Source organism: Nostoc sp. WHI (assembly GCF_015714725.1).
Taxonomy (GTDB): domain Bacteria; phylum Cyanobacteriota; class Cyanobacteriia; order Cyanobacteriales; family Nostocaceae; genus Nostoc.
The window spans coordinates 23,365-39,021 of record NZ_WBKM01000366.1; the positions used below are offsets into that span (position 1 = coordinate 23,365).

At 41.4% G+C, this 15,657-nt stretch carries 16 protein-coding genes; 8 read left to right on the plus strand and 8 right to left on the minus strand.

Features of this window, described 5'->3' with window-relative positions:
- Positions 1-11: 11 nt before the first annotated feature.
- Together F8S12_RS37915 and F8S12_RS37920 are read right to left on the minus strand one after the other, a co-directional pair.
- Positions 12-659 carry an HAD-IA family hydrolase gene (locus tag F8S12_RS37915; protein ID WP_196521481.1) on the minus strand — a complete coding sequence of 216 codons (648 nt, stop codon included), beginning with the start codon at positions 657-659 and terminating at the stop codon, positions 12-14.
- A gap of 85 nt (positions 660-744) precedes the next feature.
- Positions 745-1,938, minus strand: a complete 1,194-nt coding sequence (locus tag F8S12_RS37920; RefSeq protein ID WP_196521520.1) for an NAD(P)/FAD-dependent oxidoreductase — start codon at positions 1,936-1,938, stop codon at positions 745-747.
- 216 nt (positions 1,939-2,154) lie between these two features.
- On the opposite strand from F8S12_RS37920, the gene F8S12_RS37925 reads away from it, so the two are divergent.
- The 3 genes from F8S12_RS37925 to F8S12_RS37935 all read left to right on the plus strand — a co-directional run bounded on the left by F8S12_RS37925 (position 2,155) and on the right by F8S12_RS37935 (position 4,681).
- The gene (locus tag F8S12_RS37925) at positions 2,155-2,556 is read left to right on the plus strand and encodes a fasciclin domain-containing protein (protein WP_196521482.1); all 402 of its coding nucleotides are present in this window, start codon (positions 2,155-2,157) and stop codon (positions 2,554-2,556) included.
- A gap of 205 nt (positions 2,557-2,761) precedes the next feature.
- Positions 2,762-3,097 (plus strand): hypothetical protein, encoded by a 336-nt coding sequence (locus F8S12_RS37930; protein ID WP_196521483.1) that lies wholly within the window; start codon positions 2,762-2,764, stop codon positions 3,095-3,097.
- 384 nt (positions 3,098-3,481) lie between these two features.
- Complete coding sequence (locus tag F8S12_RS37935; RefSeq protein ID WP_196521484.1) at positions 3,482-4,681, plus strand: Coenzyme F420 hydrogenase/dehydrogenase, beta subunit C-terminal domain; 1,200 nt, start codon at positions 3,482-3,484, stop codon at positions 4,679-4,681.
- Between the two features lie 32 nt (positions 4,682-4,713).
- Here F8S12_RS37935 and F8S12_RS37940 read toward each other — a convergent pair whose 3' ends face one another.
- Together F8S12_RS37940 and F8S12_RS37945 are read right to left on the minus strand one after the other, a co-directional pair.
- On the minus strand, positions 4,714-5,091 hold the full coding sequence (locus F8S12_RS37940; RefSeq protein ID WP_196521485.1) for a GxxExxY protein: 378 nt from the start codon (positions 5,089-5,091) through the stop codon (positions 4,714-4,716).
- 69 nt (positions 5,092-5,160) lie between these two features.
- Positions 5,161-6,396, minus strand: coding sequence for a methionine gamma-lyase family protein (locus tag F8S12_RS37945; RefSeq protein ID WP_196521486.1), 1,236 nt, complete (start codon positions 6,394-6,396; stop codon positions 5,161-5,163).
- Between the two features lie 88 nt (positions 6,397-6,484).
- Here F8S12_RS37945 and F8S12_RS37950 point away from each other — a divergent pair, with 88 nt between their 5' ends.
- The 4 genes from F8S12_RS37950 to F8S12_RS37965 all read left to right on the plus strand — a co-directional run bounded on the left by F8S12_RS37950 (position 6,485) and on the right by F8S12_RS37965 (position 10,893).
- A complete protein-coding gene (locus tag F8S12_RS37950) occupies positions 6,485-7,306 on the plus strand; it encodes an acyl-CoA desaturase (protein ID WP_196521487.1) in 822 nt (273 codons plus the stop codon).
- A 346-nt stretch (positions 7,307-7,652) separates the two neighbouring features.
- Complete coding sequence (locus tag F8S12_RS37955; RefSeq protein WP_196521521.1) at positions 7,653-8,705, plus strand: fatty acid desaturase; 1,053 nt, start codon at positions 7,653-7,655, stop codon at positions 8,703-8,705.
- A 170-nt stretch (positions 8,706-8,875) separates the two neighbouring features.
- Positions 8,876-9,955 (plus strand): fatty acid desaturase, encoded by a 1,080-nt coding sequence (locus F8S12_RS37960; protein WP_196521488.1) that lies wholly within the window; start codon positions 8,876-8,878, stop codon positions 9,953-9,955.
- A gap of 242 nt (positions 9,956-10,197) precedes the next feature.
- Positions 10,198-10,893 (plus strand): LabA-like NYN domain-containing protein, encoded by a 696-nt coding sequence (locus F8S12_RS37965; RefSeq protein WP_196521489.1) that lies wholly within the window; start codon positions 10,198-10,200, stop codon positions 10,891-10,893.
- A 327-nt stretch (positions 10,894-11,220) separates the two neighbouring features.
- Here the strand turns inward: F8S12_RS37965 and F8S12_RS37970 are convergent, their stop codons facing one another.
- Together F8S12_RS37970 and F8S12_RS37975 are read right to left on the minus strand one after the other, a co-directional pair.
- Positions 11,221-11,979, minus strand: a complete 759-nt coding sequence (locus F8S12_RS37970; RefSeq protein ID WP_196521490.1) for a phosphatase PAP2 family protein — start codon at positions 11,977-11,979, stop codon at positions 11,221-11,223.
- A gap of 53 nt (positions 11,980-12,032) precedes the next feature.
- Positions 12,033-13,274, minus strand: a complete 1,242-nt coding sequence (locus tag F8S12_RS37975) for a hypothetical protein (RefSeq protein WP_196521491.1) — start codon at positions 13,272-13,274, stop codon at positions 12,033-12,035.
- 336 nt (positions 13,275-13,610) lie between these two features.
- Between F8S12_RS37975 and F8S12_RS41395 the strand changes: the two genes are divergently transcribed.
- The gene (locus F8S12_RS41395) at positions 13,611-13,787 is read left to right on the plus strand and encodes a hypothetical protein (RefSeq protein ID WP_230968562.1); all 177 of its coding nucleotides are present in this window, start codon (positions 13,611-13,613) and stop codon (positions 13,785-13,787) included.
- A gap of 93 nt (positions 13,788-13,880) precedes the next feature.
- Here F8S12_RS41395 and F8S12_RS37980 read toward each other — a convergent pair whose 3' ends face one another.
- On the minus strand, positions 13,881-14,615 hold the full coding sequence (locus tag F8S12_RS37980) for a glutathione peroxidase (protein WP_196521492.1): 735 nt from the start codon (positions 14,613-14,615) through the stop codon (positions 13,881-13,883).
- 69 nt (positions 14,616-14,684) lie between these two features.
- Entirely contained in the window at positions 14,685-15,644 is a 960-nt protein-coding gene (locus F8S12_RS37985; protein WP_196521493.1) for an alpha/beta fold hydrolase, read from the minus strand.
- Between the last annotated feature and the right edge of the window lie 13 nt (positions 15,645-15,657).

The following is a 15,657-nucleotide window of genomic DNA, read 5'->3' on the forward strand; positions in this document are numbered from 1 at the left end:
ATGCAAGAGGTCTATTTCCCCCGGTTGATCCAAACACCTCTCAAGCCAGCTGCTTTAGCTCCGTGATAATCTTCTATGATGCTATCGCCAATATGCCATGCCGCATCTGGAGAACACTTGTGTTTGTCTAAAGCAATAGCAAAAATTTGAGGATCAGGTTTAGCTGCACGTACCTGGGTAGAAATAGTAACAGAGGTAAAAAACTCTCTCAATCCCAAACTTTGCAATACTGAGTAAATCCGAGAATCAAAATTGGACAGTACCCCCAAGGTAACTCCCAACCGCCGCCAGTTAATTAAAGCTGGTAAAACATCGGGATAGATAAACCACGGTTCACCAGTACCAAAGTGGATGTAAAGTTCGCTAAAAAAAGCCGAAAAGTCAGAAAATTGCTTGAGAATACCTGCACCTTCAAAAGTATTCAAGGCAATTATCCGCCACCAATCAAACTCGCGCTGCGGAATATCTTGCAGTTCTGTATCTGGAAATATCGGCGGCGGTGCTGCTTTAAAGCTTTGGATGAAAGTTGTATTTAATGTTTCGGCTGAAACTGTAACGCCAAATTCCTGGGCTATCTGACTATAAACTTCGCCCACACTGCCTTTAACATCGAAAAGTGTACCCACAGCATCTAAAAAAATAACTTTCGGTTGTTCCATCAAAGTTTGAAGATTTTGAACGTTTAACTCAAAATTGAACAGGCAATATGGCATCAATGCCCAATGCCCAATGCCCACCCTTAAGTTAGCGAGAAAGTGTTTCTATGAGAGGACGAACTACCCAATTAAAACCAACTTTGAGTTGATGGTCTAAAGTTGGCAACCTATATAAATAGGCTATACGACGGGCGATATATGCCAAAGGCCCATCTAGTTTAATTCCCAAACCTGTGAGAGTGGCGTTGTCTTTCCCCAGTGCCATCATTTCTCCTAACTGTTGGTAGTGGAAAGGAAGTAGGGGGCGATTAGTCAGAGTTGCCCAAATGTTCCAAGCAGCATAATCAGCTTGTTGGAAAGCTGCTTGTGCGGTGGCGGGAACTTGCTGTCCTTCAGCATCGTGAGTATCTGCTAAGTCTCCCAAGGCAAAGATTTCTGGATGATCAAGGACTTGCAGAGTGGATGTAGTGCTGATTTGACCACGCTGATTTTGCTTGAGAGAAAGAGATTTTACTACGGGTGCAACCCTGGTGCCTACAGTCCAAATTACCAAATCTACAGGAATCGTGTCTAACTGGTTTTTGTACTCTAGGGAGATGGTATTTTGCTCTATTGATTCTACTTTGGTTTCTAAATCCAGAAACACCCCACGCGCTTCTAAAGCTTTCTTTGCTGCTTCACGGTTAAACTCTGGTGAAGTTCGCAAAATTTGATCAGCGATTTCAACGATCCGAAAGCGTCCTCTTTCACCCAATCTGTCGGCTAACTTACAGGCTAACTCTACACCACTGTAGCCAGCCCCAACGATCGCCACCCGAATTTTATCAGCATCGGATTCTTCCAAAAATCGCAGGCGTTCTTCTAAACGATAAGCATCAGAGATTGTGCGGAAGGCATAGCCGTAGGATGCTGCACCTGGTACTAAATCTAGCGGTGTTTCACCTCCTAGCGCCAACACTAATCGGTCATAAGGGATTTCTGGCCCTTGGTGTAAGTTTATCCGTTGCTGGTCGATGTCAATTCCAGATACAACTCCTTGATAAAAACGTACCCCTGTGCCTTGTAAAAGTTCTTCAAAGGGTGGGGCAATTTCCCAGGTTTGCAGTTCGCCAGTGAGTAATTCGTAAAGTAAGGGAGAGAATAAAAAGCGATCGCTTTGATCTACTAGAACAATTTCGGGTTTTTGCGTAGATTCCCAAGGTAACTGACTTAAGCGCAAAGCTGTGTAGAGACCACCAAAGCCTCCGCCAAGGATACAAATTCTAGAAGTTTGTTGAGTCATTGGTTCTATAGAAATGTAAATACTAGCAGGACTACTAAATTCGTCGTAGTCAATTTTTATGCTAATAGGGTAAGGCTTCATGTTGACAGTATAATCTAAGCATTGTTTGAATGAAGCGATCGCTTATCAGCCCCCCATAATTTTTTGCTTGTTTAATAAAACTTAAAATAGGTTTATTATCCTTTAAAATTTTTTGTAGATATTTAGGTAAAATATATGGCTGATATTGTTGATATTGCAGTTACCTCTGAGTCTTTCAAAACACTGGTAGCGGCTGTCCAAGCTGCTGGTTTAGTAGAAACATTAAAAAGTCCTGGGCCGTTCACTGTTTTTGCACCAAATGACGATGCCTTTGCCAAGTTACCAGCTGGAACTATTCAAACTCTGTTACAAAATATTCCCCAGCTAACGCGGATTTTAAAGTATCATGTCGTTGCAGGAAAGCTGCTACAAGCTGATTTAGCACAACTCGGTACGGTTAATTCTGTGGAAGGTTCACCCATTAAAATTGATTCTTCTGACGGTTTTGAAGTTAAAAATGCCACAGTTTTAGCAGCAGATATTGAAGCCGATAATGGTGTGATACACGTTATAGATACAGTGATTTTACCGGGTTAATTCAACTAGGGTGGGTATTTTCCACCCTAGTTATCCAAAACTCTTATAATTAACTGACTATTGGTAGTATCAAAACGCAGCTAAATAATTTAATTTATGTTATGTTTTTGATGTGAGTACTCACTCATATATTGATGTAGATTTCGTTATTTTAAAATAAAATAAACTAAATTCTTAAAAATCTAACAGCTATCCCAACAAATTAATGCTCGATCTTAACACCTTATCTGAATTTTCTCGTGGCAACTGCATAAGTATTTGTACGTTTCTCGTACCAGCAAACTTGCTTGTCACAATTTTAACTATCAGCCTGGTAGCGTTACGTCGCCCATCGCACCAAGTGTGGCAATCTGCTGGAATTGCCAGCTTTTTCGCTTCGGTAATGATACTGCACGTATATACTTGGTTCCAGATTGGCGTGGTGATGGCTCCTACTTATATTTTGCTGTGGCTAGCAATCACGTGTCTAGCGGTTAATTTGGCAGCTATTGTTTTTCAAAGACGTTACGCTAACAACCCTAGTCTTTCCAACAACGCCTGAAATCTACACGTACTCTCCATCAATATTTCTCAAATTTATCGGTGCAACTGGTGCGTAAAGGCTTGTCGTTAGACATCGCTCTTTATAATTATTTCATTAGACCTCTTGCAAAAGTTCTTCTTTGCGCCTTTGCGCCTTTGCGTGAGACAAAAAATTATTTATGCAAGAGGTCTATTGCACTAACACAACAATTTTACGCTTTTCGGGTGTGTGTGCCAATAACGGCAACACTAATATGGTAGCGGCTAGTCGTTAGACATAGCCCACCATATTTTAGATTAAAAACGAGTTAATATCTTGCTACTCGCGTTTTGTGATGCTGTCAGTTCTATTGATTTTTCAAATTATAATAACAGCGATTCCTGAATAAAACAAAAAATTTATATGACCTCAGTTGATTCTAGCAAGCACAAAAAAGCTAAAGCCCTTAAACCTACCAGCCGTCGCCCTGCTAAAGAACTGTGTAGCGAGTGCGGACTATGCGATACATACTATATTCACTATGTCAAGGAAGCCTGCGCTTTTATTAATCAGCAAATAGGCGAACTTGAAGAAGAAACCCACAGGCGATCGCGTCATCTCGATAACCCCGATGAACTCTACTTTGGTGTTCATCAAGACATGATAGCGGCGCGAAAACAACAGCCCATCGAAGGTGCACAATGGACGGGGATTGTTAGCAGCATTGCCATTGAAATGCTCAATCGCGGCATAGTTGAAGGTGTCGTCTGCGTGCAAAACACCAAAGAAGACCGCTTTCAACCCATGCCCATCATTGCGCGTACTCCAGAAGAAATACTAGCAGCGCGGGTAAATAAACCAACACTTTCCCCGAACCTTTCCGTATTGGAACAGGTAGAAAAATCAGGAATGAAGCGGCTGTTGGTAATTGGTGTTGGTTGCCAAATTCAGGCATTACGAGCTGTAGAAAAACAACTTGGTTTAGAAAAGTTGTATGTTTTGGGTACGCCCTGTGTAGATAACGTTAACCGCGCCGGACTGCAAAAATTCTTAGAAACTACTAGCCGATCGCCTGATACAGTTGTGCATTACGAATTCATGCAAGACTTCCGGGTTCACTTCAAACATGAAGATGGCTCATCGGAAACTGTGCCTTTCTTTGGCTTAAAAACTAACCAACTTAAAGATGTTTTTGCCCCATCTTGTATGAGTTGCTTTGATTATGTCAACTCCTTAGCCGATTTAGTTGTTGGCTACATGGGTGCACCCTTCGGTTGGCAGTGGATTGTAGTTAGAAATGACACAGGTAGGGAAATGCTGGATTTGGTAAAAGACCAGTTAGATACACAGCCAGTGATGTCTAAGGGGAACCGGAAGGAAGCTGTACAGCAAAGTATTCCCGCTTACGATAAAGGGGTGACTCTGCCGATGTGGGCAGCAAAACTGATGGGTGTGGTGATTGAGAAAATCGGGCCTAAGGGTTTAGAGTATGCGCGGTTTTCGATTGATTCTCACTTTACTCGGAATTATTTGTATGTGAAGCGGAATTATTCGGAGAAGTTAGAGGCGCATGTGCCGGAGTTTGCCAAGCGTATTGTTGGGCAGTATAAGTTACCGGAGTGATGTCACGCAGAGGCGCAGAGGCGCAGAGAGTTTTAGAGGTTATTGACTACGCGGGAGATGCCGTCTTTGATTAATGAGACGTTGAAGTTGATTAGTAATCCAACTCGTTTATCAGTGAGGCGGAGGTAGGTTAATAGCTGCTTTTTGTGTACTGGATGAACAGATTCCACTGATTTGAGTTCAACAATTACTTTATCTTCGACTATTAAATCAGCACGAAAACCTTCCTCCAAAAGTACACCCTCATAGACTATCGAAACCAACACCTGTCTTCTAACCCGTAACTTCCGCCTCCGTAACTCAAAATCCATCACCGTCTCATAAACTGATTCCAGCAAACCAGGCCCCAAAGTCGTGTGAACCTTGTAAGCAGCATCCACAATTGCACCCGAAACTTCATTCTCAATCATAACTCTCCATACCTCACTCTCTGCGCCTCTGCGCCTCTGCGTGAGACAATCCTAACTCATGTTCTTTATTTAACCATCAATCCCTCCCACTGCATCGATCGCAGCCTCCAGTGCGATCGCCACATGAGTCCAATGAGTCCCCCCCTGGCAATAAACCACATAAGGCGATCGCAAAGGCCCATCTGCCGACAACTCCAAAGTACTCCCCTCAATAAATGTCCCCCCAGCCATGACTACCAAGCTTTCATACCCCGGCATTTCATCTGGAACAGGGTTCAAGTAGGAACCTATAGGAGAATGCTGTTGTATAGCTTTACAGAAGGCAATTAGCTTTTCGGCAGAACCGAGTTTAATTGCCTGAATCACATCCCCACGAGGCGCTAAAGGTGCAGGATTCACTGGATAACCGAGTTTGTCAAATACATAACCAGTTAAGTATGTCCCTTTCATCGCCTCCCCTACCATCTGCGGCGCTAGAAATAATCCTTGGAACAAAAGACGATTTTGGTCAAAAGTGGCACCGCCATAACTACCAATACCGGGAGCAGTCAGGCGACAAGCGGCTGCTTCCACCAAATCGGCGCGGCCGGCAACATAACCGCCAGCGCTGACAATGGTGCCACCAGGATTTTTAATTAATGACCCTGCTATTAAATCAGCACCTACGGCTGTGGGTTCCCTGGTTTCAATAAATTCGCCATAGCAGTTATCCACGAAGCAAACTGTATTAGGGTTTTGCTGTTTAACCAAATGGATAATTTTTTCAATATCGGCAATTGATAAACTCGGACGCCAAGAATAGCCACAAGAACGCTGAATTAACACTAAACGAGTCTTGTCAACTACTGCATGGCTTAAATCTTCCCAATGCACCTTTCCTTCGGGGGTTAGCTCCAATTGGCGGTAATTTATGCCAAACTCGATAAGGGAGCCTTGACCTTCACCCCGTAAACCAATGACTTCTTCAAGCGTATCGTAGGGAGAACCGACCACTGATAACATTTCATCTCCAGGACGGAGTACACCAAACAAAGCACAAGCGATCGCATGAGTTCCCGAAACAAACTGCACTCGCACCGCCGCAGCCTCGGCATTCATAACTTCGGCAAAAACTTTATCTAATGTTTCTCTTCCTAAATCATCATGACCATAGCCACTTACACCAGCAAAGTGGTGTGCGCCCACACGGTGATTACGAAAGGCATCCAGCACTCGTTTTAGATTATGCTTAACCTGAGCATCAATTACAGAAAAAATTTCTAACAGTGCCTGTTCTGCTTGCCGCAGCTGTTCTAAGCTGTTCATCAGTTCCTCGTTCACAAAAAATTATAGATATGCGGATTTTTTAGATCGCGCAAACTTAGGCTGGAAAATTCTTTCTTCAGGTTACTTCATGACAATTGCTACTTCAACTAAACCTCAAATTAACTGGGTCAATACCCTGTTTTTCATTGGACTGCATATCGGCGCTTTATTTGCCTTTGTTCCTGGTAATTTTAGCTGGACGGCAGTTGGTGTGGGTTTCTTGCTGTACTGGGTAACTGGTGGTTTGGGCGTTACTCTGGGATTTCACCGCCTTGTCACCCACCGCAGTTTTCAAACTCCCAAATGGCTAGAGTATCTCTTGGTTTTCTTCGGGACACTCTCCTGTCAAGGAGGCCCAATTGAGTGGATAGGGACACATCGTATCCATCATTTAAACTCTGATACTGACTCTGATCCCCATGATTCTAATAAGGGCTTTTGGTGGAGCCACATGGGTTGGCTGACTCATTATTGTCCCGCTCACGCTGATGCTCCTCGTTTCACCAAAGACATTGCCGAAGACCCAGTTTATCAGTTTTTAGAAAAATATTTCATTTTGATCCAAGTTGCTCTAGGTGTATTACTTTTGCTTCTGGGTGGCTGGTCATTCGTTGTTTGGGGAATTTTTGTTCGCATTGTTTGGGTTTACCACTGCACTTGGTTGGTAAATAGCGCCACTCATAAATTTGGCTATCAGAGCTATGATTCTGGTGATAAATCGACTAATTGCTGGTGGGTAGCCGTCCTAGTTTTCGGTGAAGGCTGGCATAATAACCATCATGCCTTTCAATACTCAGCTCGTCATGGGCTGGAATGGTGGGAAATCGATTTAACCTGGATGACAGTTCAATTGTTGCAAGCTGTAGGTCTAGCTACTAATGTGAAGTTAGCCCCAACAAAAATTAGTTAGGAGTTAGGAGTTTGGAGTTTGGAGTTATGGCGCTTCGCAGGTGCATGAAGTACATATCAAAACCTCACCCCCAACCCCTCTCCTTAGTAAGGAGAGGGGAGATAAAGCACAGCTTTATCGGGGTGAGGTTAAGCCGCACTTCACTCTTATTAGGAAACGCTATAGGCTGTCTACCTTTTTTAACTCAGAACTCATCACTTCTAACTCCTCACTTTTCAAAAGTCTACTTACAGGTGCGTTTGTGTAGGTTAGATTGCTATAATCCGAAACGCTAATGTTAGGAAATTTTGCGGCGAGCCACTTTTTTGGTGAGTTGGTGGAGGAATTTGTTGTTTTTCAGGTGTTCATGACTACATCAATAATTAATAGCCAGAAACTAAGTGACGAGCCTGGTAATTCCGACCTGAGGCTTAAAGATATTGTCAAAACTCTGCCACGGGAATGTTTTCAGCAAAACCGTCGCAAAGCTTGGACACAAGTACTAATTAGTGTCTTGACAGTTGCCTTAGGCTACTACAGCCTGACGATCGCTCCTTGGTTTCTCTTGCCCCTAGCTTGGATTTTTACTGGCACTGCTTTAACAGGTTTTTTTGTAATTGGCCATGATTGTGGTCACAGATCATTTGCCAAACGTCGTTGGGTAAATGATTTGGTGGGACACTTTTTTATGGCACCGTTAATTTATCCTTTTCATAGTTGGCGGATTAAGCATAATTATCACCATACTCATACCAACAAGCTGGATGAGGACAACGCTTGGCATCCAATTAGACAGGAAGTGTTTGAAAGTTGGGACAAAACCTTGCAGTTGGCTTTTGAGGGATTCATCCGTCAACGCCTCTGGTGGGTAGGTTCCATTGGACATTGGGCTGTGGTGCATTTTGATTGGCGGAACTTCAAAACTAAAGACCAATCAAGTATTAAGCTTTCTGTGGCTGTAGTAGTGGTATTTGCAGCGATCGCTTTTCCTCTCTTAATCGCCACTACTGGTATCTGGGGATTTGTCAAATTTTGGCTAATACCCTGGATGGTTTACCACTTTTGGATGAGTACTTTTACTATTGTTCACCATACTGCCGCAGATGTTCCTTTTAAGGCAGCGAACAAATGGAATGAAGCTCTAGCACAGCTATTTGGTACTATTCATTGCGATTATCCGCGTTGGGTAGAAATCCTGTGCCACGATATCAATGTTCACGTCCCTCATCATATTTCCACTGCTATTCCTTCTTATAATTTGCGGCTAGCTTACAGCAGCATCAAACAAAATTGGGAGCCTTATCTGCACAATGAATGTCAGTTTTCTTGGTCTTTAATGAAGCAGATTACAGACGAATGTCAACTGTACACAACTGATGTAGGCTATAAGACTTTCAACGAACATTACACAGAACGATAAACAGCGCCCAAATTAGCTTCGCTGTAAGCCAATCCACGCTCTCGAACTCAAGAGAGCGTTTATCATAACTGTGTTTAATAAATTCTGGCAATTTTTTAAATTGCTAAATAAATTGCCAGATATTATCCTCAGTGTCGTAGTTCCGATTTATATCCCATCAAAAGAATCCAGTGCAATCAAATATCATCACGTTCAACAATCCTCCTGGCTGTGAAACGTCTGAGGATGCAACTAAATTGCCTTTCACACTTGGGGATTTAAAAGCTGCAATCCCTGCTGAATGCTTTCAGCCCAGTGTGACAAAATCACTTTTTTACTTCTTTCGTGACATCCTGATTATCAGTCTGCTTTATGCAGCTGCTCATTACCTGGATTCTTGGCTTTTCTTTCCGATTTTCTGGCTAATGCAAGGAACGATGTTTTGGGCTTTGTTTGTAGTCGGACATGACTGCGGACACCAATCTTTTTCTAAGCATAAATGGCTCAATGATTTGATTGGACATCTTTCTCACACACCAATACTTGTTCCTTATCATGGCTGGCGGATTAGTCACAGAACTCATCACAAGAATACTGGCAATATTGATAACGATGAAAGCTGGTATCCTGTGACTGAATCACAATACAAGGAAATGCCTTTAGCACAAAAGATAGGCCGATATTATGCTTTTCTATTGGCTTATCCTGTGTATTTATTTCAGCGTTCTCCTAATAAGGAAGGCTCCCACTTTTTGCCTAGCAGTTCGCTTTTCAAACCATCGGAAAAATGGGATGTGATCACTAGCACTGTGCTTTTGATTGGTATGGTAGGTTTACTGGGCTTCCTTACCTATCAATGGGGTTGGATGTGGTTGCTGAAATATTACGCTGCGCCCTATATTGTGTTCATAATTTGGCTAGATTTGGTGACATTCTTGCACCATACTGAGCCAGATATTCCCTGGTATCGTGGAGAAGATTGGACTTTTCTAAAAGGCGCGATTTCTAGTATTGATCGTGATTATGGTTTAATCAATCATATTCATCACGATATCGGTACTCATGTTGCTCACCACATATTTCTTAATATTCCTCACTACAATTTGCTCAAGGCAACTGAGGCAATAAAACCTGTGATGGGTGAGCATTTCTACAAATCTGAAGAACCAATTTGGAAGTCATTATGGCACTCATGTGTAAGTTGCCATTTTGTACCGGATACTGGCAGTAAGGTTTACTACACATCTAAGAATAAGTTAGCTAAAGGTTAAGGTTCAGATTCCCGACTTCTTAAAAAGGTCGGGAATCTTGTATTTTGAGTTGTCAATGATTTATTTTTTACTCTTAAGTGTTGATCGCGCGCTAATTAAGATAAAGTTTTGTAAAAATTGGATTTAAAGATTACCCACATTCCTTGGCAGACTTTTGAGGTGCGATCGCATATAATCAGCACAGACTATACTAAAGACAATTTACTCAAAACCCTTTTTAACTTTAAAATCCAGAGGTATTTATGATTATAACTAACTTTAGCAAACAAAGAAATGAATTAAATGAATCTAAAATACTCAAAGCTAAACCACATTGGCAAGGGCAAAATTCGAGCGATCCTGCCGCTAAAGGTAAAGATACCAAGATGCGAGATACTACAACTGATAGTTCTATTTTCACTCGCTTGAATCGGGGTCGAGTTGCTATTTTTATTGATGGCTTAAGCTTATTTCATACAGCTTTACAACTTGGCATAGAAATTGACTACGTTAAATTGCTTTGTCATTTAACCAACGGTTCGAGACTGTTGCGTGCTTTTTTCTATACTGGAGTTGATATCAGCAATGAAAAGCAACAGGGTTTTCTATTGTGGATGCGTCGTAATGGCTATCGTGTCGTAGCAAAAGATTTCATTCTGCCAGCAGATAATTTCAAGAAATCAAATCTGAACGTAGAAATTTCTGTAGACATGATAACTTTAGCTCCTTACTATGATACTGCGGTCTTAGTCAGTGGGGATGGAGATTTAGCCTATGCTGTGAACGCTGTCAGCAGAATGGGAGTTCGAGTAGAAGTAGTCAGTCTACAAACGACAACTAGCGAAAGTTTGATTGATGTTGCCGACTGCTTTATCGATCTCGATAGTATTAAAACCCACATTCAAAAAGATTCTAATCTTGGTTATAATTACCGCACGTCATCAAATTCAAACCTATAAAAGTAAGTATGTCTTATTAAAAAACAAAGACGTTCAGAGTTTTGGTTAAATCTCCAACAGAGTTGAGAACTATACAAATCATATTTGATTTCTGAAAAAATATCGGTAGTCTTGTAATGGACTGTCATGGCTAAAATGATTGCAAAAAAATTGTAGGTTGGGTGGAGGCTTTGCGTAACCCAACATCCTGATATATGTTGGGTTGCGCTTTGCTCCACCCAACCTACGTCTAACGCACTATTTTGCGTAGACAGACTACGTGCATTTCAAAAATCAAATACTAGTCCTATATACAAATTAAGTTAGACTGCGCGGAATTTTGCTAGTTTAATCTTCAGCTATCAACTTTGTTTCTTCGGGGAGTAAGGTAGTTTCATCTTCATCTGGTTCGCCATCTACGAATTTGGCTGTAGTTATATGCGGTTTAATAATTAGACTGACACCAATTGTCCAAGCTAATGCAACCATCCAACCTGCGAGAATGTCACTGGGAAAGTGAACCCCCAGATAAAGACGACACCACCCAATAGCGATTACATATAAGCTGCCGAACATGAAAACAAACCAACGCCACGGGTTAGCCCAACTTAAGATTAGCAAAATTGCTACCAGAGTCATACTCGTCATGGCATGAGCGCTGGGAAATGCAAAACTCAACTCAGGTGCAATGGACTGCCACAATTGCGGACGGACACGATGCATTAATGCTTTTGCTGTGCGGTTGATGATGACACTTCCCACTGAGGTGGTGACTAAAAACGCTAGCGATCGCCAGCGTTTTTGAAGTAATAATATTAATGCGATCGCACCCAAAATCGGTATCGCTGTCAAAGGCAACCCAACTTTAGCTAGCGTCACTGCTAAAACATCTAATTGTGGGTTGGCTGTAGAGTGAACAGCTAACAGAATAGGCACATCCCACGAAAAGCCAGCTTCATTTTGCCATATCTTCAGTGTCAGGATTTCAAAGACCTGCAAAGGTAAATATACTCCTATTAAGAGGAGTAAGAGCGATCGCCAACGGGTAATCAACAAGTTTTTGAGAAAATTAAGAGGCGACTGACTCTCTTTATTGGCTTTTTCCATTCTTCCATTCTTTCCATATTTAAGTTAAAAAGACTAATAAACCACTTCACCGATTACAAATTACTGGAATCTTGAGAAGTTCCACAATGTTTACAGTATGACAAATGTTTATAAGTAAGATTATGACAGTTTTGGCATTCAACCTGCTGATAATAGCCGCAGTGTGGACAGTAAGTATCATGATGCCGAATTGTTTTAGCACAATTGACACAGCCGGATTTTTGAAATCTGCTAGCTGCTTGGACTTTAGCATTAAAAACAAATTTTTGAAAAAATTGGATAATGCCAAAACCAATAAGTGGAATCAGCAAAATATAAACATAATTTATCAGGAAAAGTAAACCGCCAAAAAGGGTGCTGATTATATCAAAGAGAAATTGAAATATTACGCCGACTTGAAGAAATTCAAATATTTTAAGAATCAGTGGTATAAAAAAGATAACTAGCAAATGCCAGCTAATGAGCGAGATCAGTCCGTATCTTCTTCGTTGAGTAAATTTGTAAACTAATAAAGCAACGAGAATTAGCGGTAGAAGAAAGAGCGACTGAAAAGCAAGCTGGATACTTGGATACCAAAATGATGCCTGTTTATAGCCTTTCTCAACCGAATTGAATTGATTTTGATCCTGAAGAAAGGCTATAAAACTAACACTCTCCGGTTTAGAAAGAAGTTCATTTTTAAGAGTAGAAATTTCCGCTTTCCGTGTAGAAATTTGGCGGTTATTTTGTTCTAATGCCTGTTTAGCTTTTTCAGCACCGACTTGATTAATTGATTGCTCACGATTCTGCCCTGCAATTTTTTCCAGAAGCGTTGAGTCATATTGAGTTCTAATAGTGCGATTGGCTTGTTCAAGGGTACTGATTTGCGATTGTTTTTGATCAATAGTTTTTATAATTTGCTGCTTTTCACGATTGTTAATCCTATCTTTGTAGTCTGCATATTGCAAGCACGTTTGAGAAACCTTACCCAAATGTCCTACTTCAGCTTGTTGATAGTTTTGCTGAAAACTAAGTTGATTGTTCGTATTATATGGCAATGAAAGTCTAACAATTTCATAGTCTTTATCTTTAGTGGTTTTTGTCTGATAATTTTGCCACTCTGAATAACATGGATAAGCCTGGGTTGGACTGATATACCATCTGCTAATGTCATCCAGTCCCGTAAAAACATTGATCAAGATAAAAATATCAATTAAAATAATAACAATTAAACTCACTTTATTCAGTGGTTCGTTGTTAATTGTCCTTGACTTACTAAAAAATTGGCTCAAAAGTCGGCGGATTCTAGCAAACATATTGTTTTTAGATAAGTAGTAATTTAATTAGAATTGATTTTACATGATTAAATGCTAGTGACTTCTGGCAGAAACTATACTACTTGCTTCTCCTTTTTTAACTCAAAAATCTACTTTCCAACTCGTAAACTAGCTTTTGAATTCGTAAACTAACTTTTGAACTCGTAAACTAGCTTTTGAATTCGTAAACTAACTTTTGAATTCGTAAACTAACTTTTGAACTCGCAAACCTGTTATATCATGTCCGGTTAAACGCAATGACATATCACAAGTAATTTATCGGACATGATAAAAGATTTTTACCTCGTTCCCAGTCTCTGACTGGGAATGCCTATTTTGAGGCTCCGCCTCCCTTACTCGCGGCAGAGCCGCAATGAGCAGCATTTCCAGCCAGAGGCTGGAAACGAGGTTTTAAGAGGATTTTGGCATAAGTTTTTACCTCGTTCCCAGTCTCTGACTGGGAATGCCTATTTTGAGGCTCCGCCTCCCTTACTCGCGGCAGAGCCGCAATGAGCAGCATTTCCAGCCAGAGGCTGGAAACGAGGTTTTAAGGAGATTTTGGCATAAGTTGACACCACTACACAACTATGCACTCCTACTAAAATCCTATTTAGCAGCGAAGTAGGCTTCTAGTGCCTCAGAACCACCAATTAATTTACCATCAATAAATACTTGGGGAACTGTTGTTGCTCCTGTAACTGCTCGTAAGGAGCGTGTGGTGATATCCTTACTCAAGGTAATTTCTTCGTAATTGATACCATGTTCCTGAAGCATCGCTTTAGCACGAGCGCAGAAGGGACAACCCACTTTCGTAAACAGAGAAACTACTTCAGACTTCACTGCTTGAGGATTTATATATCTGAGCATTGTCTCAGCATCGGACACTTTAAAGGGATCTCCTGGCTCGTCTGGCTCAATAAACATCTGATTAATGACACCATCTTTTACCAACATAGAATAGCGCCACGATCGCTTCCCAAACCCCAAGTCTGATTTATCTACGAGCATTCCCATGCCTTCAGTAAATTCACCATTTCCATCGGGAATTAGTGTGATATTTTCTGCCTCTTGATCCTTTGCCCATTCGTTCATCACAAAGGTATCATTTACAGAAATGCAGATAATGTCATCGACACCATTTTGTTTGAAAACCTTAGCTAACTCGTTGTAACCAGGCAGATGAGTTGATGAACAAGTCGGAGTGTAGGCACCAGGTAAGGAGAAAACTACCACTGTCTTATCAGCAAACAGCTTATCGGTTGTTACATCCGCCCACTGGTCATTCTGACGAGTATGGAAAGTGACATTGGGAACTCTTTGCCCTCGGCGATTGGGGAACATAATTTTGCTTGCCTTTAGTAATTAATCCCAGTCATAACCTATCACAAGAGGATTGGTTTAATCTAAGTGTCAATTAGCTAAAGAAAGTTCATTGATAAACGGGGCGATCGCAGCGACAAATTCAGCAGTTGATTCATAGGGTAGAACGTTGCGCCCAGTTATTTTTATCCCCCGACCTTGAGGTAAACGAGCGAGGTAGTCAGCCAAACGTTCATCTGGCGTTTCTTTTTTACCTTCTTGGCTAATACTCGATGCTGTTTCCCCCACAACCACTAATGTTGGTTGCTGGATAGAAGCGATCGCATTACCATAATCCTGTCGCCAAAATCCGGCTAAAAAAGAAAACACTGCATGGCGACTAGCGGGATTTTCTGCACCTGCAACCAATGTATTTAACCACTCTGCATCTACAGCATGATCAGAAGCAAAGAGTTGACGAGTCGAGAAAGAACCTAAAAAATTTGGGGTGCGTGCATAGCGATAAAAAACACTGCCAAAAGGCGAATCTAACAAATTCCAAACAACTCTTTGCTGCCATTCTGGTGATTTCTTTGTCATCAAAGGCCATGCTGGAGGGCCAGAAAGTACAAGTCCAGCAATTAAATTTGATTCTTTTTGAACTAATGCGATGCCTGCGGCGAGCAAAGCTAACGCAACTGGTAATAATGCCCCTTGTACTACTACAACGACAGGTTTTTGAATTACTGTTTGTAAAAAGTACTGCAACTGTTCTGCCCAATCATTAGGAGTGTAAGCCAGATGGGGCATATCACTTGCACCACATCCTAATAAATCAGGGTTGTAAATTGAATAATGCTGACCTGTTTTGTCCGATTCGCGGCAAAATCGCCACCAAAATTGCCGCGATAATCCCACGCCAATGGGATGAATTAACAGTAAGGGAATGCTCTTAGGTGTTGTATTACTTGGCTGATGAACTTCGTAAGCACAACGATAATTCTGCCAACTGTAAAACTGGCTAGGAGATGCTGTCAAATCCATTGTGTTAGCTACAGCAAAAGGTTCCATAATTCCTAGTTTT